Genomic DNA, 25,933 nt, shown 5'->3' with positions numbered 1-25,933 from the left:
CGGCCAGTGGACAAGCGGGTGCTACGTCCGCTCGTGGCAGCGCTGTGCGTCCTCATAATGACGGTTAGCGTGACCATTTCCGTGCTGCACCATCGCCGCGACGAGCTGCGTAGTTCCTGGCGTACGTCGCTGACCGCGTTGCTGACTTCGCTGACCGAAGCGGACGAGCTTAGCTCGCAGGCACAGCAGGCACTGCGCCGCGCCCGCAACACGCGCGGTTTCCTGCCCACCCACCGCCCGGTCGTTGATGACATGGACCGCGCCCTAGCCCTGTTGACCACCGTGACCACCGACGCGCGCCACACCTACGCCCAGCACCTGGCGCAGGCAGAAAAGGAGCCAGCGGCGGTGACCTACGTGCCTGGGGGGCGGGAGTTAGCGGCCCTGGATCTGACGGTGACCCAGATCGGGGAACACAGCATCACGTTGTCCAGCAAGATTGAGTCCCTGGATAAGCAGTTGGTGAACTTCGAACTCAAGGCCCTGCAGCGGGATTACCGGCAGGCGGCGCAGCGGCTGCTGAACCTAACCCACAACGCCGAGGAACTGCTCGCTGCCGGCCCACTAACCAACGCTCAGGCGCAAAAGAACCTGGAACGCGCGTTGGCCCCGGCGCAACAAGCGGCCACGGCCCCCGTGCCGTTGACGGCAACCGAGGTGAAAGCGGCCCGGGAACACCTGGGCCAGCAGCACGAATTACTGTCTGCGGCCTTCGAAGTTGCCCAACAGTATCGCCCGGCCGCCCCCACCCCCACTCCCGCTCCTTCCCCCTCCCCCACGCCAGGGGCGTAAAAACCTGCGGGCGTCGTTACGTTATCCGTCGCCTAAGTCGGTAACAATGGGAGCCATGACGTTAACTTCGAGCGCATTGAGCTCTTTGCAGGCGGCGACCACCGCCCAGGACGAGCTGCTGCAGACGGTGCAGGCTAACCCCCAGGCGGGCTTAACGCAGGCCGAGGCCGCGGCGCGCCTCGCCGCCGACGGCCCCAACGAGTTGCGGGGTAAGCCCCCGGTACCGTGGTGGAAATCCTTGGCTGCCCAGTTCAAGGACCCCCTGGTCTATCTCCTGTTCGCGGCGGTTCTTGTCTCCAGCGTGGCCTGGGTGCTGGAGGGCGCCCACGGCTGGCCGATAGAACCCATCGTCATCTTGGCGATCGTGGTGCTCAACGCGCTACTGGGCTTCGCCCAGGAAGCCAAGGCAGCCGACGCTGTGGCGGCCCTGGCCAACATGACCGAGGCCATGTCCACGGTGCAGCGGGGTGGCAGCCTGGTGACGATCCCTGCCCGGGAGCTGGTGCGGGGCGACATCCTGGTGCTGGCCGAGGGTGATTCCATTGGAGCGGACGCACGGTTGCTGTCGGCCACCGCACTGCGCGTGACCGAGTCCGCATTGACCGGGGAGAGCGTGCCCGCCGAGAAGGCCGTCGGACAGCTGGAGGGCGAGGTACCGCTCGGCGACCGCACCAACATGGTGTTCAAGGGCACCGCAGTGGTGCAGGGCGTGGGGCGCGCCGTCGTCACCGGCACCGGCATGCAAACCGAGATGGGCAAGATCGCCCACATGCTCGACGAGGTCGAGGCGGAGGAGACACCGCTCACCAAGGAACTGCACGGCGTATCCAAGATGTTGGGCGTGGCCGTCATCTCGATCGCGTTGATCGTCATGTTGACCATCGTGTTGGTAAACGGCGTCGGATCGGCCCAGGACATGGTGACGGTGTTGCTGCTCGGGGTTTCCCTCGCGGTGGCGGCGGTCCCCGAAGGCCTGCCGGCGATCCTCTCGGTGGTGCTGGCGATGGGGGTGCGTCGCATGGCGGCCCGCAAGGCCGTCGTCAAGCAACTGCACAGTGTGGAGACCCTCGGTTCGGCCTCCGTCATCTGCAGCGACAAGACGGGCACGCTCACCCGCAACGAGATGACCCTGGTCAAGCTGGTGACTGCCTCGGGCAGCGTGGACTTCGGGGGCACCGGTTACACGCCCAGCGGTAGCGTTGACATCGTCTCCGATGATCCTGAAGCCGCAGAAAAGGAAACCGTCTTCGCCCTCGCGGCCGGGGCAGTGGCCAACAACGCACAGCTGGAACAAAAAGCCGCAGGCTGGGAGATTCAGGGCGACCCAACCGAGGCCGCCTTCCTGGTGGCGGTACGCAAGCTGGCCGCAGCGGAAGCCGGGGCGGCCCGGTTCGCGCGCCACGGGGAGGTGCCCTTCACCTCGGAGCGCAAGCGCATGTCCGTGATCGCTTCCACCGAAGACGGAGAGAACTATCTGCTGTCTAAGGGCGGGCCGGACGTCCTGCTTGACCGCTGCTCGGCCGTTTTCGTCGGCGGCAACGTGCTGGAGCTCACCAACAAGCGCCGCGCCGAGATCGAAGCCACCGTCGAGTCGCTGTCCGCGCAGGCGCTGCGCACCATGGGCCTGGCTTACAAGCCGGTAACCGTGACCGAAGCCGGGGAGGAGATAGAGGAAGGCCTCGTTTATCTCGGTACCGCCGGCATCATCGACCCGCCGCGGGAAGAGGCCGTGCAGGCGGTCGCCGAGGCGCACCGCGCCGGCATCACCGTCAACATGATCACCGGCGACCACCCGATCACCGCGGGGCGGATCGCCTCCGAACTGGGCATTTGCGAGCCGGGCGCCCCGGTCTTGACGGGCGCGGAACTAGATGCGTTGGATGAGCAGGGCTTCGCCCAGGCCGCGCGCGACGTGCACGTTTTCGCCCGCGTGGCTCCCGAGCACAAGCTGCGGCTCATTGACGCCATGCAGCACGACGGTTCGATCGTGGCGATGACCGGCGACGGCGTCAACGACGCCCCCGCGCTGAAGTCTGCCGACATCGGTATCGCGATGGGCATTACCGGCACGGAAGTGACGAAGGAGGCGGCCAAGATGATTCTGGCCGACGACAACTTCGCCACCATCGTCTCGGCGGTGCGGCAGGGCCGCGTCATCTTCGACAACATCCGTAAATTCCTCCGTTACTTGCTGTCCTCCAACATGGGCGAAGTGCTCACGGTGTTCCTCGGCGTAATTTTCGCTGGCTGGATCGGCCTGGCGGGCAGCGACGACGGTCACGTCGTGCTGCCGCTGCTGGCCACGCAAATCCTCTGGATCAACCTGGTGACGGACTCCGGCCCGGCCCTGGCGATGGGGGTGGACCCCGAGACCGACGACGTCATGGCGCGCCGTCCCCGCAAGCTCACGGACCGCATTATCGACATCGGTATGTGGGGCACGATCATCTTCAACGGCTTGGTGATGGCGGTGACGACTCTGTTCGTGGTCGACTTCTTCCTGCCCGGGGGGATGCTGGCGGGCACCGATTCGTTGGCCACCGCCCGCACCGCGGGCTTCACCACCCTGGTGCTGGCGCAGCTGTTCAACGCTTTGAACTCCCGTTCGGATGTCTCCAGCGCTTTCCATCGTTTCTTCGCTGGGCCGTGGCTGTGGGGTTCGATCGTGTTGGGCTTCGTGTTGCAGATCGCGGTGGTCGAAGTGCCGTTCCTCCAGCGCGCTTTCGGCACCACCTCGCTGGACCTCAAGCATTGGCTCGTGGCACTCGCGGCCTCCAGCGTGGTGTTGTGGGCAGCTGAGCTCCGCAAGTTGGTGCGCCGCCAGCTGGCGGGCAAGCGCGCCTAGCTCCGCACCGGTTTTGGGGCCCTGGGCGACGCCAGCCTGGGGCCCCAAAACCATCGGCCCCGGCAGACGGGACCACGGTCGTGTTGGCCACCGCCCACCAGGTACTAGCCTGGGGCCGTCCGCTATCGAGTTAAAGGAGCAGTTCATGAGCGTCATCGCCGTGGAGTATCTGTACGACGCCGCCCGCGCCACCGAGTTGGATGAGCTGCGGCCGCAGCACCGCGCGTTCCTAAGTGAACTGGCCGCCAAGGGGCAGAACTTGGCCTCTGGCCCGCTGCTTGAGGTGGGCGAGCCGCGGGCGCTGCTCCTGCTCGTCGCCGACAGTCCAGCGGCGGCGCTGGAACTGCTGGAGGCGGACCCGTTCTTCGCGGCAGGTCTCATCAGCGACCGCACTGCCCGCGCCTGGAATCCGGTCATTGGTGAGCTCGCGGGCCGGTAGCCGCCCACGCAGCCTGTTCGATCCGTTCGTCGCGGCCATCTTCGCCGCCCTCGGGGCGGGGCTGGCGCTCCCGGCCAGCGGGCAGGCCGCCGCAGCGCTCGCCACCACCCGCACCGCCGCGATCGCCGTGCTATTCGCGCTGTACGGGGCGCGTCTGCGCACCGGGGAGGTGTGGGCAGGCCTGCGGAATTTGCCTTTGCAGGCCAGCTGCCTGGCGGTCACCTTCGGGCTTTACCCGCTTTTGGCGTGGGCCTTGGTCGCGGCAGCTGGGCCGTGGCTCGGCGCGTTCGCGGCTGGCGTGCTGTACCTAGGACTGTTGCCATCGACCGTCCAGTCAGCGGTCACCTTCACCTCGATCGCGGGCGGCAACGTGGCCGGGGCCGTGGTGGCCGCCACGGTCTCTACCTTAGTCGGGGTGGTGGCCACTCCCCTGCTGGTGGCCTTGTTGATGGGGGCTCACGCCACCGTCGGCCTGGCGCAGTTCTGGGCCGTGTGCCTGCAACTCCTGGTGCCCTTTGCCTGCGGCCAGTTGGCCCAACCGCTCATCGGGCAGCGTCTGCGCGCCCGCCCCCGCCTGACCCGCTTGTGGGATCAGGGCACGATCGTACTGATCGTGTACGCCTCGATCTCTGCCGCTACGCTGGCGGGCACCTGGCGCACGGTCACGCCCCTGACGCTGGCCGTGCTCCTGACTGCGTGCTTGGTGCTGCTGGTGCCCGTCATGGCGGTCACCTGGTGGGGTGGTGCCCGGCTAGGTTTGCTGCGCGCCGACCGCATTACGTTGCTGATGTGCGGCTCGACGAAGTCGCTGGCCACGGGCCTGCCGATGGCGGCGGTGCTCTTTACCCCCGCCGTGTTGGCCACGGTGACGGTGCCCGTCGTCGTCTTTCACCAGCTGCAACTGGCGGTCAAGGCGGTGGTGGCGCGCCGTCTCGGCTCACACCCGCCACCGGTCGCGGCCAGTAGTCCTCCCGGTGGCGGGCAGTAGTTGGGGTGGGACGCACTCGCCCCACCCCAACTACTACTGCGCTACTGCGCGAGTTCGCGTCGGCGAGTCCGGGCGTTGTGCACCAGGGACAGCACGACGGTAACGAACAAGATGACCACGATGACCAGCAGCGACACCAAGGTGCTGGGCTCGGGCAGCAGGTGCACCGGCTCGCCGCCATTGATGAACGGCACCGAGTTCTCGTGCAGGGCGTGTAGCACCAGCTTGGCCCCAATGAAACCGAGAATGGCGGCCAGTCCGTAGTGCAGGAAGGCCAGGCGATCCAGCAGCCCGTCGATGAGGAAGTACAGCTGGCGCAGCCCCAGTAGGGAGAACGCGTTGGCCGCGAACACTAGATAGGGTTCCTTCGTCAGGGAGAAGATAGCGGGAATGGAATCGACGGCGAACATGAGGTCCGCGGTCCCAATGGCCACGATGCACAACAGCAGCGGCGTGATGAAGGTCTTGCCGAGGTGGCGGTGAATGAGTTTGCCGCCCACAAAGCCGTCCGTTACCGGCAACAGCCGAGAAACGAAGCGGACAAAACCGTTGGGCCGGTACTCGTCGTCGTGTGCACCGGGTTCCTCAATGCCCTGCCGGGCCTGCGAAATGGCCGTCCACAGCAGCCAACCACCAAAGATATAGAACACCCACGCAAAGTTCTCGATCAAGGCTGCCCCGGCCAAAATGAAGAGCAGGCGCAGCACCAAGGCGATGACGATGCCCGCCAACAGCACCTCCTGCTGGTACTTCCGCGGTACCCGGAACGTGGAGATGATGATGACGAAGACGAAGAGGTTATCGACGCTGAGTGCCTTTTCGGTGATGTAACCGGCGAAGTACTCGGCACCAAATTGGCCACCCCACACCCCCCAGACGATGAAACCGAAGATCACCGCCATCGCGATATAGGCCACCGACCACCAGGTCGCTTCCTTCAGCGTCGGTTCGTGCGGGGTGCGCACGTGCCCCACGATGTCGATGGTGATCATGGTCAGGATCAGGGCGCTGAGCACCAGCCAGCCTAGAAAGTGGACATCCATACAGAATCCTCATATAGGGGAATACGACACACCAGAGGTCTCTTCCCGCCCGCGTGGGGCTGCGGCACCGGGGGCCGGACGAGCCGGTCCACCGTGATGACGACGCCGCGATTAATGGGTGTACTCCCCTTCTGGCTACTGGGCGATTCTACGGGGCCCACCCGATCCGTGGGGCGCACACAGTCGCAGCAGTGCTGTGGCATCGACTACTTGCCCTAGTTGACAGCCCGCAGGGTGCGCAGTTCCTTCTTCAGGTCGGCTACTTCGTCGCGCAGGCGGGCAGCAACCTCGAACTGCAATTCGGCGGCGGCGGCGTGCATCTGCTCCGTGAGTTCCTCGATGAGACCAACGAGGTCGTCGCTGGCGGCCCCCGCCAGTCGTTGCCGCACCGAGATGGTGGCCTCCTGCTTCTCGCGGCGGCCGGGCCCCTTCCCGGCGCCCCGATAGCCGCCCGCCAACAGCGACTGCGTGTCCAAGTCTTCGCGCACCAGCATGTCGGTGACGTCGGCGATCTTCTTGCGCAACGGTTGCGGATCGATGCCGTGGGCCTGGTTGTAGGCGATTTGCTTTGCCCGGCGGCGCTCGGTCTCGTCGATGGCCTGCGCCATGGCGGGGGTGACGGCGTCGGCGTACATGTGCACTTCGCCCGAGACGTTGCGGGCGGCCCGGCCGATGGTCTGGATGAGCGAGGTGGCTGACCGCAAAAATCCTTGCTTGTCGGCGTCGAGAATGGCCACGAGGGAGACCTCTGGCAGATCCAGCCCCTCCCGGAGCAGGTTGATGCCGACCAGCACGTCAAAGGTCCCCAACCGCAACTCGCGCAGCAACTCCACGCGGCGCAGGGTATCCACATCGGAGTGGAGGTATTCCACCTTCACTCCGCGCTCCAAGAAGTACTCGGTGAGGTCTTCGGCCATGCGTTTGGTCAGGGTCGTCACCAGCACCCGCTCGTTCTTGTCCACCCGCTGGCGAATCTCCCCCAACAGGTCGTCGATCTGCCCCTGGGTGGGCTTGACGACGACCTTCGGGTCGACCAGACCGGTCGGGCGGATGATCTGTTCGACGACGCCGTCGGCCCGCCCGAGCTCGTAGGAACCGGGGGTGGCGGACAGGTAGACGGTCTGCCCGATGCGCTCCACGAACTCCGGCCATTTCAGGGGCCGATTGTCCAGGGCGCTGGGGAGCCGGAAACCGTGGTCCACCAGGGTGCGTTTACGCGAGGCGTCTCCCTCGAACATGGCCCCGATTTGGGGAACGGTGACGTGAGATTCGTCGATGACCAGCAGGAAGTCATCGGGGAAATAGTCCAGCAGGGTATGCGGCGGGGTGCCGGGGCCGCGCCCGTCAATGTGCCGGGAGTAGTTTTCGATCCCGGCACAGGTGCCGACCTGTTTCATCATCTCCAGGTCGAAGGTGGTGCGCATGCGCAACCGCTGGGCCTCCAGCAACTTGTTTTGGGACTCCAGTTCAGCAAGACGCTCGGCCAACTCGCTTTCGATGCTGGCGATGGCTTTTTCCATGCGTTCCTCCCCCGCCACGTAGTGGGAGGCCGGGAAGAGAAAGACTTCGTCGACGGTCCGCAGCACGTCACCGGTCAGGGGATGAAGAATGGCCAGGCCGTCAATCTCGTCGCCAAACATCTCAATGCGGACGGCGTTTTCTTCGTAGACGGGGATGACATCAATGGTGTCGCCCCGCACCCGGAAGGTACCGCGAGTGAAGGCGGTGTCGTTGCGGGTGTATTGGATCTCCACTAGGCGCCGCAGCAGATCGCCCCGGTCTAGCTGCATCCCCACCTGCAGCGGCACCATGCGCTCGACGTACTCCTCGGGGGTGCCCAGCCCGTAGATGCAGGACACGGACGCCACTACCACTACGTCCCGCCGCGTCAACAGAGAGTTGGTGGCGGAGTGCCGCAAGCGTTCCACCTCATCGTTGATGGAGGAGTCTTTCTCGATGAACGTGTCTGTTTGAGGCACGTACGCTTCTGGTTGGTAGTAGTCATAGTAGGAAACGAAGTACTCCACCGCGTTGTTGGGCAACAGTTCCCGCAGCTCAGCTGCCAGTTGCGCGGCGAGCGTCTTGTTGGGGGCCATCACCAAGGTGGGGCGGCCCAGTTTTTCGATAAGCCAGGCGGTGGTGGCTGACTTTCCCGTGCCGGTGGCCCCCAGCAGCACGACGTCACTCTCGCCACCGTTGATGCGTTCCGCCAGCTCGGCAATGGCCTGGGGTTGGTCCCCGGACGGGGAGAACTCTGACACCACTTTAAACGGGGCAACGTTACGGCGAAGGTCTAGCTCTGGGCGCATGGGCCCAGCCTACGGGCCAAGACTGACATTTCGCCCCCAGCTGCTTAGGCTGATCGCATCACCCGAGGAGGCCCCATGCCGGTATTAATCCTCGCGATCGGTTCGCGCGGCGATGTGCAACCGTTTGTGCCGCTGGCGCGGGGCCTGGTGGAAGCCGGCACGGCCGTGCGGGTGGTGGCCTTGGACGATTACGCGTCCCTACTGACGGACACCGGTGCCGAGTTTGTGCCGTTGGGGTGCGATATTGCGACCGCGGCGGCCGCCACCTCCCCGCTCCTGGTGCGGTGGGCTCAGCGCAGCCCGCTCGCCCAGGTACTGGCCCTGCACAAGTGGTCCGCTTACTTATCTGGTCCGTTAGCCCGCGCGGTCTTGGCGGCAAGTCAACCCGGGGACACAGTGGTGGCCGGACTGCTGGCCCGCGACGCCGCCACCGCCCTCGTGGCCGGGCGTGGCGGACGGGCCGTAACGATGCTGTTTACGGGCCTGGCCCCCTCCGGTGATCCGGCAGCGGCGCTGGCTGCCGCGCCCGCCTGGGCGCCGGGCTGGTGGCGGCGGGCGCGGGCGCGCACCGCTTGGCAACTGGCCAGTGGCATCTCCCGGCCGCTGGCTACCGAGCTGCGCCGCATCCTCGGGCTAGCGCCAGTGGGTTGGCGGCAGCTGGTGGCGGCAGCCGATGCGTGGCCCACGCTCGTAGCCGCCAGTCCGCTCCTGGTGCCCCCGGCCCCGGATTGGCCCGCCGGGACAACACAAATCGGGTTTTTGCGCGCTCCCGCCGCATACGTGCCATCGCCGGATCTCGCCGCGTTCCTCGCGGCCGGCCCACCCCCGGTGTACATCGGCCTCGGCTCACTAGGCCAAACCGCGCCCTACTTGTCGCAGCAGCTGTACGCGGTGCTGGGCGCGGTGGCCGCCCAGGCCGGGGTACGGATCGTCGCCCCCGACGTGCCGAATTTGGTCTGCCCACCGGACCCCCGGGTGTTTTATTGCCAGCCTGCGCCCCACGAGTGGCTGTTTGCCCGCATGGCGGCGGTGGTACACCACGGCGGGGCGGGCACCACCATGGCAGGCCTGGCCGCCGGGGTGCCCACGGGCACAATGCCGGTGGCATTCGATCAGCCTTATCACGGGCAGCGCTTGGCGGCTCTCGGGGTGGGGCCGGCCCCGCTTCCGCTGCGAGACGTCACCCCGGCGGCCCTCACCGAACTGGTACGTGACCTCGTGCACTCCCCCGCGGCGGTCAGGTATCGGGGCCGCGCGAAGCAGGTGGCTGCGGCCGTGGCTAAGGAAGATGCCGTGAGCCGCGCGGTGGCCCTGCTAGCCGATTCTCCCGACTAGCATGGGGGGCAGTGCCGCGGGAAGGAGTTGCTATGGCGCGGGCCCTCATTGTGGTGGATGTCCAAAACGATTTTTGCGAAGGCGGGGCGCTGGCGGTCAGTGGTGGCAACGCGGTCGCGCAGGCCATCGCTGAGCTGCTGCAGGCACACGACTACGACTTTGTGGTGGCTACACGCGACCACCACATTGATCCGGGCTCTCACTTCTCCCCTGCTCCCGACTATGTGGACTCCTGGCCGCCGCACTGCGTGGTGGGCACCCCCGGGCAGGAGCTGCACCCGGCCCTGGCGGACTTTAAGTTCTGTGCGGTTTTCGACAAGGGTTCGTATCAGGCTGCCTACTCGGGCTTCGAGGGACACATCGGCGGCAGCGATGCGGGTTACGGGCTCGCTAAGTGGCTGGAGCTGCACCAGGTGCGGGCCGTGGACGTGGTCGGGCTGGCAACCGACTATTGCGTACGCGCCACCGCCGCCGATGCGGCCCGCCACGGCCTGGACACGCGTGTCCTGGTTAACCTGACGGCGGCGGTGCACCCGGAACGGGTGGAGGCGGTGCTCGCCGAGCTGGCCGCCCAAGGGGTGCAGGCGGCCTAGCGCTCCGGCGTGCGGGCCAGCAGGGCGTGGGCCCGCTGCCGCCACCGCTGCAGGTGAGGCTCCACCTGCCGGGCCAACTGCTCTAGGTTGCCAGAGTTGTCGATGATGACGTCGGCCAGGGCGCGGCGTTCTTCGTCGCTGGCTTGCTGCTCGATGCGCGCCAACGCCGCGGCACGGTCCAGGCCACGGTCCGCCAGGCGGGCCAGACGGACTTCGAGAGGAGCCTCAACTACGCACACCTCGTCGAAATCTGCGGCATCTGCCGCCTCCACGAGCAGCGGGATGTCGTAGATGACGGTAGCGCCCGTGGGGGCGCTGGCAAACGCGTGCTTGGCCATGGCTTGGATGCGCGGATGCAGGAGCTTTTCCACGCGCCGACGCGCCTGCGGGTCGGCAAAAATGCGCTGACCGAGCGCCGCCCGGTCGAGACTGCCATCGGCGAGGAGCAGCTGACCGCCGAACTGGCGAGCCAACTGGGCGAGCGCCTCGCTGCCCGGTTCCACGACCCGGCGGGCCAGTTCGTCGGCGGACACCACGCGGGCGCCCCGCTGGGCGCACAGCTGGGCGACGGTACTTTTGCCGCTGCCGATGCCGCCGGTCAGGCCGATGAGGTAGATGCGTCCCCGGTGATGCCCACGGTGTGCTGCCATGTTGCCAGTCTAGGGGGCGGATTGGGTCCCTGGCTCGGGGGCGGCGGGGTGTCCCCACCAGGAGGTAGCGTTGGCGAGCGCCAGCACCAGGCGGGCAGCGACGGCGGTCTCAACGAAGGGCGGCTCGGCGATGTGCACGAATAGTCCCCCGTCGCCACTGGCGGGCCCCAGGTGGTGGCAGGTCACGGCCAGGGCGGCGTTGCAGAGATAGCGCCCGGCGTCGTCGGACCGCTCCACGGGATAGCCCGAGGCCCGCAGGGTGGCCACCGCTTCGTCGACCGCGAACGGACTGGGCCAGCTGGCGGGCCCGGTTGGGAACAGGGGGCCGCCCGTCTGCGTCACCCCGTCGACGTCGGGCTTGCCTGCCGCCACCTCGTTGACGGCCGTGGCTTCCAGCGCGATGTTGCGGCGGGAGACGTCCACCCCCAGGCAGATGGTCAGCGCCGGGCGGTGCCGGGTGAGCAACTCCTGCAATTGCGTGGGTGCCTGCGTGTAGGAAACCGGCAGCTCGACCGCCACCAGCGGACGGGACGGGCCGAATTCCTCCCAGTCGCGCTGCACCTGGGCCAGCACGGCACCAGTTGGGTTGACGGGCACCCCCGGGAACGGACCGTAGGCGGTGACGAGGATAGGGCGAGGCATGGGCGCGATGCTACCCCACGGCCGCGGAAACTCACTCGAACACCGGCATAGAGGTAATGTCGACTGGGTCGGCAACCTCCATATCGATGATCTCCCCAACGAGGGCCAACCGGTTCTTGATCGTGCGGGTAGGGATATCCAGCACCACGACCTCGTCCCGCAGGGGTGACAGCAGGAAGGCCAAGTCTCTGCGCGCCTGCACTATTGGCGCGTCGGGCGGCTGCGCACCAGTAGCAGTGGAAAACACCGGAATCTGGTCCACTATGGTGGCCCGCTCGGGGTCAAGTATGAGCAGTTGCCCGTCGCTGGTCAGGACCAGCCCCTCCCCATTGGGGCCGCGAGCCAGGGTCTGGGCGCTGGCGGCGGCTGGCAGCTCCAAAAGTTTTAGCGAGGCGTCACGGATGTCGATAAGCGCCAGTGTGGTGGTCTGTGCAGCTCCGGACGCTACCCGGGCAAGCACCCAGGGAGAACTGTCACTCCCCACTAGATCAGTGAGCTGCGCGGCCGCGGCAGACTGAGGCAGCGTAAAACGATAGAGCTCCCCCGCCTGGTAGAGCAGGAAAGCTCCCCGGCAGCCGACGACGTAGACGCTGCCGTGGTCAGTTTCTGCGCCCGCGGTGCCCGGCTGGGCCTGCGGACAGTCCACCACCTCGCCAACAGGCTGCCCGTCTCTGATCACCTGCACCCCGGTAGCGCCACTGCGGTCGCCTTGCGTTAGCAGGAAGTCGCCCCCAACCCAAACGGCGAAGCCGGCATGTGGGGACTGTGCTTGCAGCGGCAAGGCTCCAGTTGGGTTCCCGAGGGAGCCCACCTCGATGGCGGAGGCCTGCCCCGTACCGTTGGCGAAAAAGGTGGTAACCCCAAGGTTCGTCACCACGTGGCCGGCTTGCGGCGCGGGATAGAAGATGCTGGTCAGCAAAGGCGTGTCGCCGTGGTAGTGGATTCCGTCGTCGTTACCGAAGGCCTGGAGTCCAGTGGCAAAAACGCCGAATTGGTCCGCCTCAGTATAGATAACGTACTGACTGTCGCCGCTATTGCTGAGCGCCGAGGTGCCTGCCCGCCGCATGAACGACAATAGCTCACCGGTCTGGCTATCCCGGGTATCGATCCCGTTGCTCTCTGCCAACACGATACGCGGCGCAGGCAGCTCACTACCGGCGGTCACCGGTGTCTCCGCCGGTTTCGGCACCACCGAGGCGCGCGGATAGGGACTCGCTGGTGACGGGGTGGCTCCGGGCGGTGGGACCGTGCCGGAAGCGCAGGCCGCCAAGGTAAGACTGACCGCCAGCAATGGGAGAAACGGTTTTCGCACCCCCCTAGGCTGGCACAGACATCCCGGACCGCACAGCTTTTTTGGGGTCCGGGATGTGTAAGGTGGTGCGCTACCGGCCTGCCTGAGTGGACAAAACTAGTGTTTGGCGGCGTGGCCGTCGACCACCGTCATCTCGACGGCGGGGGCTGCCCGTCTGCGTCACCCCGTCGACGTCGGGCTTGCCTGCCGCCACCAGCGGACGGGACGGGCCGAACTCCTCCCAATCGCGCTGCACCTGAGCCAGCACGGCACCAGTTGGGTTGACGGACACCCCCGGGAACGGACCGTAGGCGGTGACGAGGATAGGGCGCGGCATGGGCGCGCTGCTACCCCACGGCCGCTTAACGCCGAGCGCTACGCCGGTACCGGCTGCATGTCGCCAAGCGTATCGACCACCTCCATGTCGATGATCTCGTCGAGGTCGGCGATCCGGGTCTTGATTTGGCGGCTGGCAATGTCCAGCACGACGACCTCATCCCGGGCCGGGGACAGCAGGAAAGCCTGCTCTCCGTACGCTTGCAGGAGTGGGGCGGCGGGCTCTCGGCCGCCCGCGGGTGCGGAAAACACCGGCACCTGGTCCACTGTGGCGGCCCGCTCAGGGTCAATTATCAGCAGCTGGCCGTCGGCGGTGAGGGCGAGCCCTTCGTGGCCCGGCCCGCGGGCGAGGGACTCCGCGCCGATGGGCGACGACACCTCCAGTAGCTTTATGGAGTCGTCACGGGTGTCGATGAGCGCGATCTGGGTGGACGGAGTCGTGTCGCCTTCGACGCGGGCCAGCACCCACGGCGAGTTGTAACTGCCCGCCAAGTCGGTCAGGCGAGCGACCGCAGCGGGCCCGGGCAGCGGAACGCGGTGTAGTTCTCCCTCCCGGTACATCAGGAACGCTCCCTGGCAACCGACGACATAGACGTGGCCGTGGTCGGTGCCCGCTCCTGGAGCACCCGCCTGGGCCTGCGGGCAGTCCACCAGCTCGCCAACAGGCTGCCCGTCTCTGATCACCTGCACCCCGGTAGCGCCACTGCGGTCGCCTTGCGTTAGCAGGAAGTCTCCCCCAACCCATACGGCGAAGCCGGCATGTGGGGACTGTGCTTGCAGCGGCGGGAAGGCGGCGTCCGGGTTCAGGTAGGACCCCACCGGCCGGGCGAACGCTTGCCCGGTGCCATCGGCGAAGAGGGTGAGCACCCCGAGGTTGGTTGTCACCTGGCCGGCCCGCGGCGCGGGATAGAAGTGCTTGGTCAGCAAGGGCGTGTCGGTGTTGTAGTGCGCCCCGTTGACATCAAACCGGAGGTACAGCCCGGAGTCAAAGACGCCAAATTGATCTGTCTCGGTATAGATGACGCTGCTGCCGTCACCACCGTCGCTGAGCGCCGAGATGAGCGGTCGCCTTATGAACGACAGCATCTGTCCGCTCTGGCTGTCCCTCGTGTCTATGCCGGTGGGGGTGGCCAGCACGATGCGCGGGCCGGGAATTTTCTCGCCGTCGGCGGCGGTTGGTGAGGCGGACGGGCTCGCCGCGGACGATCCGTTGGGGCCGAAAGTGGGGTGCGGGCCCGGAGGTGTCCCGGCCTGTGGGGCGGCATTGGCGGCGCAGGCCGCCAAGGTCAGACCAGCGGCCAGCAATGGGAGAAACGGTTTTCGCACCGTTACAGGGTGACACAATCATCCCGGGCTCCGCAGGCATTGCGAAGCCCGGGATGGGACCCAGCGCCCCGGACTGGCTAGTGTTTGGCGGCGTGGCCGTCGACCACCGTCATCTCGACGGCGGGGGCCGCCAAGGGGAAGCGGGATCGCACCTCCTGGCTGGTCAGGTCCACGACTACCAGTTCGTTCTTGACCGCATCGGTCACGTAGGCCTTGTCACCGCGCACTCGCAGGATGGGCCCGGGCTCCTGCCAGTTCTGCTTTTCTTCCCACGGGGAGATGACGGGGATCTTTTTGGTGACGGCGGCGCCGGCCATGTCGATGACCTGCAGGTGTCCGTCGTAGGTCAACACCAGGCCCTCCCCGTTGGGTCCACGGCCCAGGGACCGGAACCAGTAGGACGAGCCAAGGTCGACCAGTTGGAGGGTGTCGTGGTGCGCGTCAATGATCGCCACCCGGGTCGGGCGCTCCTGTTCGGCGTCCTTGTCTACCTTGTAGTCACCAAGCACCAGTGGGGAGGCCTCGCTCCCGGCAAGGTTGCCGGACCGGGCATAGGCGTCGGCAACGGCCACCTTATGGAATGCCCCGTCGCGGTAGACGACGGGACCGTTGGTGCAGCCGATGACGATAACGTCCCCGTTTGCGGTGGGTGCGGCGGCGGCTTCTCCGTGCGAACCGGGACAGTCGGTGGTCTCGGCCGTCACCTGGTTGTCTTTGCGCACCTGCACGGTCTTTCGTTCCTCCTCCGTGCCCTGGGTCACAAAGAGGGAGCCGTCGGTGAGGGCCACGGCGACACCGTGGTGCGGGGAGTCGGCCTGAAACTTGGAAACCTGCGCCTGTGGGTCCGCCACGGTGGCGGAGTCGATGACCTGCACGGACCCGTCGCCGTCGGCGAAAAGTACCGTCTTGTTGCCGTGGGTGACGACGTGCCCGGCCTTGGGGGCGGGGTACGACGTTTCGGTCAGCTTGGGGGCCTCCTGGTAGTAGTGGTAGTGGTCGCCGTGCTTCTCCGCCTCCAGGCCGGTGTCGAACACCAGGAATTGGTCGGAGTCGGAAACCAGAACATGGCGGCCATCGCCAGCGTCGTTGAGGCGGAGGAATCCCGGCCGCGGGATGGTGGCCACCACCTCGCCGGTTTCGGCGTCCAGGGTGGTCAGGCCGCCGTCGGCCGCCAACACAATCCGGGGCGTGAGCGCAGCTACCTCCTGGCGCTGCCCAGCGGAGTCGACCTCCGGGGCCACTGTCGAGGTGGGGGAATTCGATGCGGCGGTCGGGGCCACGGCGGGAGAACTGCTGGTTGGGCTACTGCCCGACGCTGGGGCCCCTGCCGAGCAAGCGACGAGCACGAGGGCGGCCGCAGCCGCGGGGAACATGAGTTTTCGCATGCCCCCACCCTGACATAGATGAGAACGATTCTCAATCTCATTCGAAGAGATAAACCGTTCTCCGACTGGGGGACCGGGCCCGCACCTCACCCCGGCCGTCTCGCCCACCGTCGCGTGAGACGACCACATCATCCCGGCGGCGCACACCGCGCCGCGGCGGGAGCACACGGCACGCCCCCTCATCCGCTTCCGTCGCTTCCATCCGCTCACCTACCGCCGCCAACCAGCGCAAATAAAACTCCCGTTGCAGGTCGGACAGGAATTGCCGCCCGTTTACTCGTTGGCCCGCGCCGCAGCACCCCGGCAGCGGTATTTCTCTCCCGCGTCTGTCCAACACCAAAAATAGCGAGACGGAGCGCGAACCATAGTGGCCATTGTGATGCTTAGTTGTCTTGGTCCGCAGCCCCCTCACATCCAGCCAGGCCAGGTGCCGTGTGCGCCCGAAAAGTGGATGAAAATGTACGCCCTCTTCGTCCACATTGGTCGTCCCCAGATGAAAGCGAAGGCGCCGACCGCAGAAAAATAGACCGCCAGCCAACACGGCACAGAGCAGCGACGCCATCAGCGGGGCATCATGAAATCCCATCACGGACGCGCCGAACAATAGTCCCCACACTGCGAATACCACTAGGCCCACCAGGATCCACCACCACCAAAGTAGCGCGCCCTTGCGCACCACGAAGGACCCCAGACCGGCATCCGGGACGGACACTTGATAGCCGGTACACTGCGGCGCCTCCTGGGATTGTTCCGCAAACCCCAGCACCCAGCCATCCGGCAATAGTGTCACAAATTCGCCTGGACAAAGCACCGAAAACTGGTTACCTGCTGCATCCGTCAGCACTGGCGCGGGCTGTCCCATCGTCGAGCCAGATTCCCGCAGCAATCTCGCCAGCCCCCGCCACGGACCATCTTCCCACGAGGCATGTTGGGCGACGGCGCGAGACCGCGCCAGCAGCGACTGGCGATCCTCGCCTGGCTTACCTAACAAGGCCACTCGCCACCGGCCAGTTAAGTCACAGGGCAGCAGCATATCCACTTGTCTGACCATCCGCCCTCGGGCGGCGACGAAAGCGTAGTTTCCGGCCGCTTGCCGGGCTTCTAGTCGCGCATACGAGGCGGGTCTCAACGCGAACCAAAACAGCAGAGCCGCTATGGCACCGTAAGCCAGAAAAGCGAAAAAGAATCCAGTATCTTTTCCAGCCTGGAACAAAGAAAGCAGGCAGAGAACCGAGGCCGCCAAGGCGACCACGAGCTTGGGGGCAAAGGCGGTCCAGGGCGGCGCCCAGCGGCTGGAGCTCCACGGCAGGCCGCGCGCCCGCTCAGCAAAAACTTCGCGGTCGGACAGTCCCGTCCATCGCTGTGCTCGGCTTGACAACACGCACCTCCTGAGGCCCGCCGCCGAAAGCCTGCCAAAGTTAATCTAAGTTACCGCTGTCTCGAAAGCGCTGGAGTTCACGACACTGACGCACCGCCTCCGGATGCCAGCCGCAGCGCGGCGCGTCGCGTTCGAAACCGGCAAGCAGCCGTAGCCGCCAGTCATCGTCAACTACCGCCAAGCGCGCGGCGACGGTGCGACGGCCCGGATGCAGGGTGTAGCGGTGGACGGGCACGAAACCCCGCACCCGCGTCCACGGCAGGTGACGGGGCAGAAAACCGAGACGGTAGGTGTGCACCCCGCTGGCGTCCAGCACCGTCCGTCCCAGATTGGCCGTGGCCACCTGCCAGGCGATTAGCAGGAAGGTGCCCGCCAGCAGGGCGCCGGTCAGATAGCCGACCCACGGCACCGCCGTGCGGTAACGCCAGGCCATGCCCCCGAACACCGCGGCAATGACCAGCGCGGCCGCGGCGAGCGCACCGTGGGCGAGGCGTTCAGGCCGACCGCGGTGCAGCACGTAGGGGGCGCTGCCGGGCGGCGGCCCGGAGGAGCTCGCGACGCTGGCGGCGGCCTGCGCCTGCCCGGCTATCCCCAGCACCTCCCCGTCGGGCAGCAGCACAACGAACCGTCCCGGGTGCAAAGGCGCCAGGCGGTGGCCCTGTTTGTCGGTGACACTGCGGGGCGGAGACCACTTGGCGCTCAGGCCGCGCTCCCAGCGGGCAAAGGGCAGGTCCTTGCCCCCACGGGCGCCACGGGCGAGGTGCCGGGCCACCCGCGCCAGGTCGTCGGTGGCCTGCCCGGGCCGCCCGACAAGCGCCACCCCGCTCGCAGTGCGGGCCGTGGCCGACAGCGGCGGGGCCACCAAGTCCAGGTCGAACTGTTCAACGATCACCCCGCCCGCCCGAAAAGCGGCGTGGCTGCGCCGCACGTAGCGACGCGTGCTCGCCCCACGCCACACCCGCCACCCCAGCGGGGTAAGGGCAATCGTCGCCACCGCCAAACCTGCCACCCACACCCCGACCCGCCAGGAGGCGGGGGTGGCGGGGGCGGTGCCCAGCCGCCAGGTGCCCCACCCCGCGGCAGCCGCCAGCAGCGTCGCTCCCCAGGCCGCTAGCCAGGCGCGCCGCCGGACGGCTGCGGTGGCAGGCCAGCGCCGCACGCGGCGGCAGTAGACCCGCCGCTCCTGCAGCGCCTGCGTCAACTCGGCAGCACTCTGTTGTCTCATAGCCTCCTCCCGGTACGCCGAGGCGGCAGGCAGATCCACCTGGAACTACCCGCCGCCTCAACTATCGGTTCAGTTGCCGGTCAGCTTCTCCCGCAGCGCAGCCAGCGCCTCATCGGAAGCCAGGGTGCCCGAGTTGTCGTCCGAGGACGAGCTGTAGGACGTTGCGGCCTCTTCGGCAGCGGCCTCGCCCGCCTCGGCGGCCGACTCCTGGGCGGCAGCCACCTGGGCGCGGTGCGCCTCCCAGCGGGCGTGCGCCTCGGCGTACTGCTTCTCCCACGCCTCGCGCTGCGCCTCGAAGCCCTCGAGCCACTCGTTGGTCTCCGGGTCGAAGCCTTCAGGGTACTTGTAGTTGCCCTCTTCGTCGTACTCGGCGGCCATGCCGTACAGCGACGGGTCGAATTCGTCGGAGGCCGGGTCGACCCCCTCGTTGGCCTGCTTGAGGGACAGCGAGATGCGGCGCCGCTCCAGGTCGATGTCGATGACCTTGACGAACACCTCGTCGCCCACCTTCGCGACCTGCTCCGGGACCTCCACGTGGCGGATGGCCAGCTCGGAGATGTGCACCAGGCCCTCGATGCCGTCTTCGACGCGCACGAACGCCCCGAACGGCACCAGCTTGGTGACCTTCCCGGGCACGACCTGGCCGATGGCGTGGGTGCGGGCGAAGGCCTGCCACGGGTCTTCCTGGGTGGCCTTCAGCGACAGCGAGACCCGCTCGCGGTCCATGTCGACGTCCAGCACCTCGACGGTAACTTCCTGGCCGACCTCGACGATCTCGTTCGGGTGGTCGATGTGCTTCCAGGACAGCTCGGAGACGTGCACCAGGCCGTCGACGCCGCCCAGGTCCACGAACGCACCGAAGTTGACGATCGAGGAGACCACCCCGGAGCGCACCTGGCCCTTCTTGAGGGTCTGCAGGAAGTGGCTGCGCACCTCGGACTGGGTCTGCTCCAGCCAGGCCCGCCGCGAGAGCACCACGTTGTTACGGTTCTTGTCCAGCTCGATGATCTTGGCTTCGAGCTCCTGGCCGACGTACGGCTGCAGGTCGCGCACGCGCTGCATCTCCACCAGCGAGGCGGGCAGGAAGCCGCGCAGGCCGATGTCGATGATGAGACCGCCCTTGACGACCTCGATGACGGAACCGGTGACGACGCCGTCGTTCTCCTTGATCTGCTCGATGGTGCCCCAAGCGCGCTCGTACTGGGCGCGCTTCTTGCTCAGCAGCAGACGGCCTTCCTTGTCTTCCTTCTGGATGACCAGGGCTTCGACCTCGTCGCCAACGGCAACGATCTCGTCGGGGTTGACGTCGTTCTTGATGGACAACTCACGAGAGAGGATGACACCCTCGGTCTTGTAGCCGATGTCGAGCAGGACCTCGTCGCGGTCCACCTTGACGATGGTGCCGGTGACGATGTCGCCGTCGTTGAAGTACTTGATGGTCTCGTCGATTGCGGCGAGCAGGTCCTCGGACGAGCCGATGTCGTTGATAGCGACCTGCGGGGTCGTCTGCGAGGGGGTAGAGGTGGTCAAGAGATAACTCCGATGGAATATGGACAGTTTGCGGTGCGGCACGGCTGCCGAGGGCAGGCCACACCGTGGGATAGCTTAACAGGAGTGGGCGAGCGCCCGCAGCAGTTTGCGGAAGGATCACCGGTGAGCGACGACATTAATTACGTCACGGGCGGCTACGACGACCTCTCCCCCGCCGAACAGGAGGCCACGGTGGCGGCAACGGGCCGGTGGTGGGACGGCCAGGCGGCGGAATACTACGCCGAGCACGGGGAGTTCCTGGGCGATACCGAGTTGACGTGGTGCGTGGAGGGCTGGCGCGAGCGCGACGTGGAGCTGCTGGGGCCGGTGGCGGGCCGGGACGTGGTGGAGATCGGGGCGGGCGCGGCGCAGGGTTCGCGCTACCTGGCGGGCCAAGGGGCCCGCGTGGTAGCCACGGATATCTCGGCCGGGATGTTGGCGCAGGCGCGGGCACTCAACGAGCGGCACGGGGTGGAGTTTCCGCTGGTGGTGGCGGACGCGCGGGCGCTACCGTTGGCGGACGAGAGCGCTGACGTGTGCTTCACGGCCTACGGGGCGATCCCGTTCGTTCCGGACCCGGAGCGGATCCACGCCGAGGTGGCGCGGGTGTTGCGGCCGGGCGGGCGGTGGGTGTTTTCCACCTCGCACCCGGTGCGGTGGATGTTTCCGGACACCGACAGCGAGGCGGGACTGACGATTAGCCGGTCGTACTTCGATACCCGGCCGTATGTGGAGCGCCAGGGCGAGCAGGTGGTGTATGCGGAGCACCACCGGCCCGTCTCGACGCACGTGGCCGACGTGTTGGCGGCGGGTTTGCAGATTACGGGCATGTGGGAGCCGACGTGGCGGGCCGGGCGCTCCACGTGGGGCGGTTGGGGTCCGCGCCGCGGCGAGCTCATGCCGGGCACGCTGATCATCGCCGCCCGCAAGCCGACGGGGGCCGCCGGTGAGTGACTGGCGCCGCGAGTCCCTCGCCGCTTTCGCCGCCCGGATCGGCGCCTTCGCCGCGGATTCGGTGCCGCACGATTTCGCGGTCAATCCGGCCGTCGCCGAGAAGGTGGCAGCCGAAACGGGACGGTTTTTGCCCTTCTTCGGCAACACCACGGCCTATTTGCTGCCCGCCTCCGCACAAGAGTATGTCGCGCGGCTGGCGGACACATTGCACGCCCGCCACGGGGAGCACCTGGCCGCTCCCCTCCCGCCCGCGCTCGCCCACGTCACCTTGCACGATCTGCGCGCCAGCAGCCAGCTGGCGGCGGTGGCAGCGGACGTCTTTCGGGACGGCCCGGCACTGGGGGTGGCGGTGGCGGCGGCCCGCGCGCTCGGCCCCGTCCGCTGCCGCTTGACCTACGTCTTCAACCTGGTGAACACGAGTGTGGTGGTGGGGCTGCAGGCCGTGGACGAGGCCGCCCACCGGCGCCTGCTAGCGGCGCGCGACTGCGTCAGCCACCTGGTGCCCCACCCGCACTTCACGCCTCACCTCACGCTGGCCTACTACCGGTCCGGCCCGGTGGCGCCGGAGTTTCCGCCCGCCTTGGCGGCCACCCTGCGGGAGCTGAGCTTAAAGGTGCGAGACTACGAGGTGGAGCTGCTGCCCGAGCTACTGCACGGGCTGCACTTTTCGTCGATGGCCACCTACTGGCCGGTCTGTTAGGAGGCAGCGATGCCGGAAAAGCTGACGATCGATCCTGTGCCGTTGCGGGGCCGGACGGTGCTCGTCACCGGGGCGAGTCGGCGGGCCGGGATTGGGTTTGCGACTGCCTGCCGCGCGGCCGCGGCGGGCGCGAACGTGTTCGTGCACCACTTCTCGCCACACGACGTTGAGCAGCCGTGGGGCGCCGACGACGTCAAGACGGTGGTGGCGGGGATCCGCTCCCACCTGACGCCGGGGGCGCGCCTGGCGGAGGTGAGCCTCGACCTGAGCGACCCGACCGCGCCGGGCCAGCTGGTCGCGGCGGCGGTCGCCGAGTTCGGGCGGGTGCACGGCCTGGTGTGCAACCAAGCGCTCTCGGGCAGTGACGGACCGCTAGCGAGCATCACGGCGGCCGAGCTGGACCGGCATTGGGCGGTCAACACGCGGGCGTCGCTGCTGCTGGCACAGGCGTTCGCGGCCCAGCATCCGGCGGGCCAGGCGGGGGCGATCGTGTTGCTGACCTCGGGGCAGGGTCTCGGGCCGCTGCCGGGCGAGGTCGCCTACGGCACCGCGAAGGCGGCCCTGGCGGGGATCACGTTGACGCTCGCCGACGAGTTGGCCGACGTCGGCATCCGGGTCAACTGCGTCAACCCGGGCCCGGTGGACACGGGCTACGTCACCCCCGAGATGCTGGCGGCCACCGCCCACATGTTCCCGGCGGGCCGCTGGGGCGAGCCGGACGACGCCGCCCGCCTGCTGACCTGGCTGCTCACCGACGATGCGCGTTGGATAACCGGGCAGGTGCTGCACAGCGAAGGCGGCTTCGCGCGCTGGCGGTAGGTCAGCGGGAATGTAGCCTGTTGGACCCGTGAGGCAGCGGTGTGAGCGCGGGCTCTGCTGCTACAGCCCGCTGGGCCCGTGAGTTGGCGGCTGCTATCTTCGGAGCAGCTACTCCGCTGGTTGGAAGGAGACGTCGTGGTCTCGCGCGTAGGCAGTGTTGTGCAAGGTGGTGCGGTCTTAGGGGCGGTCGTCGGCGGGGACTATTTGGGGGCCGGGGCTGGGCTCTTTGCCCTCCTGCGGGATTGTCTGCCGGGCGCAGATGTCGAGAAGTGGCACCAGGCGCTAGCCAGGTTGGCCCGCCAGGGCTGGGACCGGGCCGAGGAGCTCCGTACCGGATCTGGCAGCCAGTGGATGCAGGCGGAGCGCGACGGCTGCGTGGCGTACTTCTTGCAGTGTCTGGACCGCGGCGTCCCACCGACGGTTGAGGGGCTGCGCGATCACCCCGGGACGGGCTTGGCTGATCGCCGGGATCCCGCGGCTGGCGCCCGGGCAGCGCGGGAATACCTGTCCCACATGCTGCAGCAGGTGCTGACTGACCGCACCTACGCCGTCGCCGCCCAGGTGGCGCAATTCGCGGCCCGGAGCAAGGCCGACCGGGAGCACCTGCGCACGCGTGTCAGTCAGTTGGAAGCCCAGCTGCCGCAACTCCGGGGACTTTCCTCTGCTCTGGAACTGGAGTGCCATCCCGGCCTGCGCGCTGACGAGCGCGAGGTGCGGGAAAGCAGCGCCTTCTTCGATTTTCGCTCGGAACAGGTGCCGTTCGTCGGCAGGGCGGAGCCCCTGGCGCGCCTAGAGAGGTTCTGCCTGGACGGCCCGGCAGACCGCTGGCGCTGGACTGCCATCACCGGCCCGGGTGGGACCGGCAAGTCGCGCCTTGCGTGGGAGCTGTGTGCGCGGATGCGGGAGCAGGGCTGGCAGGCCTTCTTTCTGCACCGCAACGCCCTACAGCACACTGACCTCCAGGCGCTGGCTCAGGCGCCCATCGGCTATTTGCTCGTTATCGACTACGTCTCGGTGGACGCGCCCCAGGTCGCCAGGTGGCTCAGCGGGCTGCCCACCATTACCGGTAGTCCGGTGCGTGTCGTGTTACTAGAGCGTGAGGATTGGCGGGAGGACGAAAAAGCAGGCTTTACGCGGGAGCCGCAGTGGTACTCCCAGCTGTGCCAGTACTACGGCGCTGCGGACCTTGAGCAGCATCGGGGTCTGGTAAACCTCAGACTCAACCGGAACCATATTCCTACCGCAGAGAAAATTCAGCTGGTTGAAGAGCTAGGTCGCTTGGACGCGTCCTCCAGCGCAATTGTTCGCCGGATGGAACCCCGCACCGCGCGGGAGCTCGTAGCACGGCTGGAACGGGAGATTGATCCCGAGGGCCAACGTCCGCTCTATTTGCTCTTCCTGGTCCGCGCTCACCTCGACAATCCCGATAGCGATTGGCGGAGCTGGAGCGCCCATGACCTCCGGTCGGTGATATACGAACGCGAAAAGCAACGTCTGCAACGCGCGCTGCCGGACTGGTGGGACCATGCGCTAGATCTCTGGGTGTTCGCCACCGCCACCAAGAGCACCCTGGCCACTGCGGAGCAGCAGGCTCCAGAGTTTCTCCTCCGCCTCATAAAGGAAGAGAAACCAAAATTCAAAGAATGTTACGGCAGCACCCTAAAAACTATCGTCGGCGACGGGAGTAACCAAGTCATCCCATATCAGCCGGACATTCCGGGCGAACATCTAGTGGTATCCCGCGTGCAGGAATGGCTTGCAGAGGGATACGAGAGTAAGGTAGCAGACCTGGTCGCCGCCGCATACGAGCGAGATGCAGATAGCTTCGCGGACTTTCTCGCGCGAGCGTTGGCTGACTTGGATACGCAAGACAAGATGGTAAATCTTGTTCTAAGCACTAAGTACCTACTCGCGCCCCCTGCCACCCCCTCTGCCGCCAAAGCGCTGGCTTCTGCCCTGGTATTTCCGATCTATAGCACCACTGCAGCAAAGCGCCCGCAGTTACTGGCGTTACTCGAAGAGATTTACCAGACACACCACACCCCCGAAATTGCCGCCTTCCTGGCGGGAGCCCTGGTCAATCTCACTGTGAGGCAGGAAACTGCCACGGAGCGGGCGGAAACCGTCGCTCAGATCCAGGCCCTATACCAGGAACACCCCCACCCCGAAATCGCCACCCCACTAGCAATGGCCCTATTCAACCTCACCGCGAGGCAGGAAACCGCCCCCCAGCGGGCGGAAACCGTCGCTCAGATCCAGGCTCTGTACCAACAGCACCCCACCCCCGAAATCGCCACCCGACTAGCACGGGCACTATTCAACCTCACCGTGAGGCAGGAAACCGCCACCGAGCGAGCGAGCACCATCGACCACATTCAGGCTCTGTACCAACAGCACCCCACCCCCGAAATCGCCACCCCACTAGCAATGGCCCTATTCAACCTCACCGCTACACAGGAAACCGCCACCGACCTTGAGGATACGGTCGCCCAGATCAAGGCACTACACGAAAAACACCCCCACCCCGAAATCGCCACCGAACTGGCAAAGGCACTAGTCAACCTTACTATCAGGCAAGAAACCGCCACCGAGCTGACCAATACTGTTGATCGCATCCAAGCTCTATACCAACAGCACCCCACCCCCGAAATCGCCACCCGACTAGCACGGGCCCTATTCAACCTCACCGTGAGGCAGGAAACCGCCACCGAGCGAGCGAGCACCATCGACCACATTCAGGCTCTGTACCAACAGCACCTCATTCCCGACATCGCCAATCCACTGGCGCAGGCGCTATACATCGTCAACTCAAGACAGCGAACTCCCTCCGAGTTGCTGGATACCGTCACCCAAATTAGGGCACTGCACGAGGCGCACCCAATTCCTGAAATTGGCCTCACACTGGCGATGGCTCTATTCAACCTCAGCTCGAGGTTGGCCCTATTCAGGCTCGACTTGGAACAGCGAACTGCCTTCGAGCTGATGGATCCCGTCGCCCAAATTAAGTCACTGCATGAGGCACACCCAATTCCTGAGATCGTCATCCTGCAGGCGATGACCCTCAACAGCCTTAACATCGCTAAGAAAACTGCCCCTGAGCGGTTTTCTACCGTCTCTCAGCTCAAAGCCTTGTACGAGGAACACCGACTTCCCGAAATTGCTTACCAGCTAGCAGAGTCCTTATTCAATTTTATCAGAAAATACGGAACCACCATTGAGATGAAGAAAGCGGCCACCAGCATCGCAAAATTAGCTGAGGCACATCCTGAGGCCCCTGACATAAGGGAGCTTCTTAGCAAACTACGCAAATGGATGGAGTAAACCCACCCCTAGCTCCAGGCTCCCTGCACTAG

General features: G+C 66.5%; 21 protein-coding genes. 10 read left to right on the top strand and 11 right to left on the bottom strand.

The window, feature by feature from the left end; all coding sequences use genetic code 11:
* Positions 1-6: 6 nt before the first annotated feature.
* The 4 genes from BSZ40_RS02380 to BSZ40_RS02365 all read left to right on the top strand — a co-directional run bounded on the left by BSZ40_RS02380 (position 7) and on the right by BSZ40_RS02365 (position 5,064).
* Positions 7-792, top strand: a complete 786-nt coding sequence (locus BSZ40_RS02380) for a hypothetical protein (protein ID WP_073822957.1) — start codon at positions 7-9, stop codon at positions 790-792.
* 55 nt (positions 793-847) lie between these two features.
* The gene (locus BSZ40_RS02375; RefSeq protein WP_073822955.1) at positions 848-3,637 is read left to right on the top strand and encodes a cation-translocating P-type ATPase; all 2,790 of its coding nucleotides are present in this window, start codon (positions 848-850) and stop codon (positions 3,635-3,637) included.
* Between the two features lie 145 nt (positions 3,638-3,782).
* Positions 3,783-4,076 carry a YciI family protein gene (locus tag BSZ40_RS02370; protein WP_073822953.1) on the top strand — a complete coding sequence of 98 codons (294 nt, stop codon included), beginning with the start codon at positions 3,783-3,785 and terminating at the stop codon, positions 4,074-4,076.
* A complete protein-coding gene (locus tag BSZ40_RS02365) occupies positions 4,057-5,064 on the top strand; it encodes a bile acid:sodium symporter (RefSeq protein ID WP_073822951.1) in 1,008 nt (335 codons plus the stop codon). The genes BSZ40_RS02370 and BSZ40_RS02365 overlap by 20 nt, the downstream gene beginning before the upstream one ends.
* Before the next feature lie 41 nt (positions 5,065-5,105).
* Here the strand turns inward: BSZ40_RS02365 and BSZ40_RS02360 are convergent, their stop codons facing one another.
* Complete coding sequence (locus tag BSZ40_RS02360) at positions 5,106-6,107, bottom strand: TerC family protein (protein WP_073822949.1); 1,002 nt, start codon at positions 6,105-6,107, stop codon at positions 5,106-5,108.
* A gap of 215 nt (positions 6,108-6,322) precedes the next feature.
* Positions 6,323-8,416, bottom strand: a complete 2,094-nt coding sequence (gene uvrB / locus BSZ40_RS02355; protein WP_073822947.1) for an excinuclease ABC subunit UvrB — start codon at positions 8,414-8,416, stop codon at positions 6,323-6,325.
* 75 nt (positions 8,417-8,491) lie between these two features.
* On the opposite strand from uvrB, the gene BSZ40_RS02350 reads away from it, so the two are divergent.
* Together BSZ40_RS02350 and BSZ40_RS02345 are read left to right on the top strand one after the other, a co-directional pair.
* Positions 8,492-9,751 carry a glycosyltransferase gene (locus tag BSZ40_RS02350; protein WP_073822945.1) on the top strand — a complete coding sequence of 420 codons (1,260 nt, stop codon included), beginning with the start codon at positions 8,492-8,494 and terminating at the stop codon, positions 9,749-9,751.
* 32 nt (positions 9,752-9,783) lie between these two features.
* Positions 9,784-10,344, top strand: coding sequence for an isochorismatase family protein (locus BSZ40_RS02345; protein ID WP_073822942.1), 561 nt, complete (start codon positions 9,784-9,786; stop codon positions 10,342-10,344).
* Here the strand turns inward: BSZ40_RS02345 and coaE are convergent.
* The 9 genes from coaE to rpsA all read right to left on the bottom strand — a co-directional run bounded on the left by coaE (position 10,341) and on the right by rpsA (position 20,107).
* Positions 10,341-10,994 (bottom strand): dephospho-CoA kinase, encoded by a 654-nt coding sequence (gene coaE / locus BSZ40_RS02340; RefSeq protein WP_084542552.1) that lies wholly within the window; start codon positions 10,992-10,994, stop codon positions 10,341-10,343. The genes BSZ40_RS02345 and coaE overlap by 4 nt on opposite strands.
* 9 nt (positions 10,995-11,003) lie before the next feature.
* Positions 11,004-11,636 carry a pyroglutamyl-peptidase I gene (locus BSZ40_RS02335; protein ID WP_073822940.1) on the bottom strand — a complete coding sequence of 211 codons (633 nt, stop codon included), beginning with the start codon at positions 11,634-11,636 and terminating at the stop codon, positions 11,004-11,006.
* A 31-nt stretch (positions 11,637-11,667) separates the two neighbouring features.
* Entirely contained in the window at positions 11,668-12,801 is a 1,134-nt protein-coding gene (locus BSZ40_RS02330; protein WP_073822938.1) for a hypothetical protein, read from the bottom strand.
* A gap of 217 nt (positions 12,802-13,018) precedes the next feature.
* Positions 13,019-13,264: a hypothetical protein gene (locus tag BSZ40_RS11485; RefSeq protein ID WP_124911356.1), complete on the bottom strand. Its 246-nt coding sequence runs from the start codon at positions 13,262-13,264 to the stop codon at positions 13,019-13,021.
* A gap of 38 nt (positions 13,265-13,302) precedes the next feature.
* Positions 13,303-14,589 (bottom strand): hypothetical protein, encoded by a 1,287-nt coding sequence (locus BSZ40_RS02325; protein ID WP_143180854.1) that lies wholly within the window; start codon positions 14,587-14,589, stop codon positions 13,303-13,305.
* 77 nt (positions 14,590-14,666) lie between these two features.
* A complete protein-coding gene (locus tag BSZ40_RS02320) occupies positions 14,667-15,974 on the bottom strand; it encodes a YncE family protein (RefSeq protein WP_222842726.1) in 1,308 nt (435 codons plus the stop codon).
* A 37-nt stretch (positions 15,975-16,011) separates the two neighbouring features.
* Positions 16,012-17,355: a PH domain-containing protein gene (locus tag BSZ40_RS11480; RefSeq protein ID WP_143180853.1), complete on the bottom strand. Its 1,344-nt coding sequence runs from the start codon at positions 17,353-17,355 to the stop codon at positions 16,012-16,014.
* Positions 17,356-17,392: 37 nt separating this feature from the next.
* Positions 17,393-18,577 carry a serine/threonine-protein kinase gene (locus tag BSZ40_RS02315; protein ID WP_073822934.1) on the bottom strand — a complete coding sequence of 395 codons (1,185 nt, stop codon included), beginning with the start codon at positions 18,575-18,577 and terminating at the stop codon, positions 17,393-17,395.
* 69 nt (positions 18,578-18,646) lie between these two features.
* On the bottom strand, positions 18,647-20,107 hold the full coding sequence (rpsA, locus tag BSZ40_RS02310) for a 30S ribosomal protein S1 (RefSeq protein ID WP_073822932.1): 1,461 nt from the start codon (positions 20,105-20,107) through the stop codon (positions 18,647-18,649).
* 123 nt (positions 20,108-20,230) lie between these two features.
* On the opposite strand from rpsA, the gene BSZ40_RS02305 reads away from it, so the two are divergent.
* From BSZ40_RS02305 to BSZ40_RS02290, 4 genes are all read left to right on the top strand, one after another.
* Positions 20,231-21,061, top strand: a complete 831-nt coding sequence (locus BSZ40_RS02305) for a class I SAM-dependent methyltransferase (protein WP_073822930.1) — start codon at positions 20,231-20,233, stop codon at positions 21,059-21,061.
* Positions 21,054-21,761, top strand: coding sequence for a 2'-5' RNA ligase family protein (locus BSZ40_RS02300; protein WP_073822928.1), 708 nt, complete (start codon positions 21,054-21,056; stop codon positions 21,759-21,761). Before BSZ40_RS02305 ends, BSZ40_RS02300 begins: the two co-directional genes overlap by 8 nt.
* Positions 21,762-21,770: 9 nt before the next feature.
* A complete protein-coding gene (locus BSZ40_RS02295; protein ID WP_073822926.1) occupies positions 21,771-22,580 on the top strand; it encodes an SDR family oxidoreductase in 810 nt (269 codons plus the stop codon).
* A gap of 78 nt (positions 22,581-22,658) precedes the next feature.
* On the top strand, positions 22,659-25,901 hold the full coding sequence (locus BSZ40_RS02290; RefSeq protein WP_158020854.1) for an ATP-binding protein: 3,243 nt from the start codon (positions 22,659-22,661) through the stop codon (positions 25,899-25,901).
* The last annotated feature ends 32 nt before the right edge of the window (positions 25,902-25,933 follow it).

Origin of the sequence: Buchananella hordeovulneris (genome assembly GCF_001907235.1) — a bacterium.
GTDB classification, from domain to species: domain Bacteria; phylum Actinomycetota; class Actinomycetes; order Actinomycetales; family Actinomycetaceae; genus Buchananella; species Buchananella hordeovulneris.
Note: the sequence above shows the minus strand (reverse complement) of the source record. Positions and strands in the feature narration are given on the sequence as shown.

Bases quoted from the DNA above. Each gene is read 5' to 3' on its own strand.
- BSZ40_RS02335 (WP_073822940.1), bottom strand. From the start codon at position 11,636: ATGCCTCGCCCTATCCTCGTCACCGCCTACGGTCCGTTCCCGGGGGTG.
- BSZ40_RS11485 (WP_124911356.1), bottom strand. From the start codon at position 13,264: ATGCCGCGCCCTATCCTCGTCACCGCCTACGGTCCGTTCCCGGGGGTG.
- BSZ40_RS02315 (WP_073822934.1), bottom strand. From the start codon at position 18,577: ATGAGACAACAGAGTGCTGCCGAGTTGACGCAGGCGCTGCAGGAGCGG.
- BSZ40_RS02370 (WP_073822953.1), top strand. From the start codon at position 3,783: ATGAGCGTCATCGCCGTGGAGTATCTGTACGACGCCGCCCGCGCCACC.
- BSZ40_RS02295 (WP_073822926.1), top strand. From the start codon at position 21,771: ATGCCGGAAAAGCTGACGATCGATCCTGTGCCGTTGCGGGGCCGGACG.
- coaE (WP_084542552.1), bottom strand. From the start codon at position 10,994: ATGGCAGCACACCGTGGGCATCACCGGGGACGCATCTACCTCATCGGC.
- BSZ40_RS02375 (WP_073822955.1), top strand. From the start codon at position 848: ATGACGTTAACTTCGAGCGCATTGAGCTCTTTGCAGGCGGCGACCACC.
- uvrB (WP_073822947.1), bottom strand. From the start codon at position 8,416: ATGCGCCCAGAGCTAGACCTTCGCCGTAACGTTGCCCCGTTTAAAGTG.
- BSZ40_RS02360 (WP_073822949.1), bottom strand. From the start codon at position 6,107: ATGGATGTCCACTTTCTAGGCTGGCTGGTGCTCAGCGCCCTGATCCTG.
- BSZ40_RS02320 (WP_222842726.1), bottom strand. From the start codon at position 15,974: ATGCGAAAACTCATGTTCCCCGCGGCTGCGGCCGCCCTCGTGCTCGTC.
- BSZ40_RS02345 (WP_073822942.1), top strand. From the start codon at position 9,784: ATGGCGCGGGCCCTCATTGTGGTGGATGTCCAAAACGATTTTTGCGAA.
- BSZ40_RS02350 (WP_073822945.1), top strand. From the start codon at position 8,492: ATGCCGGTATTAATCCTCGCGATCGGTTCGCGCGGCGATGTGCAACCG.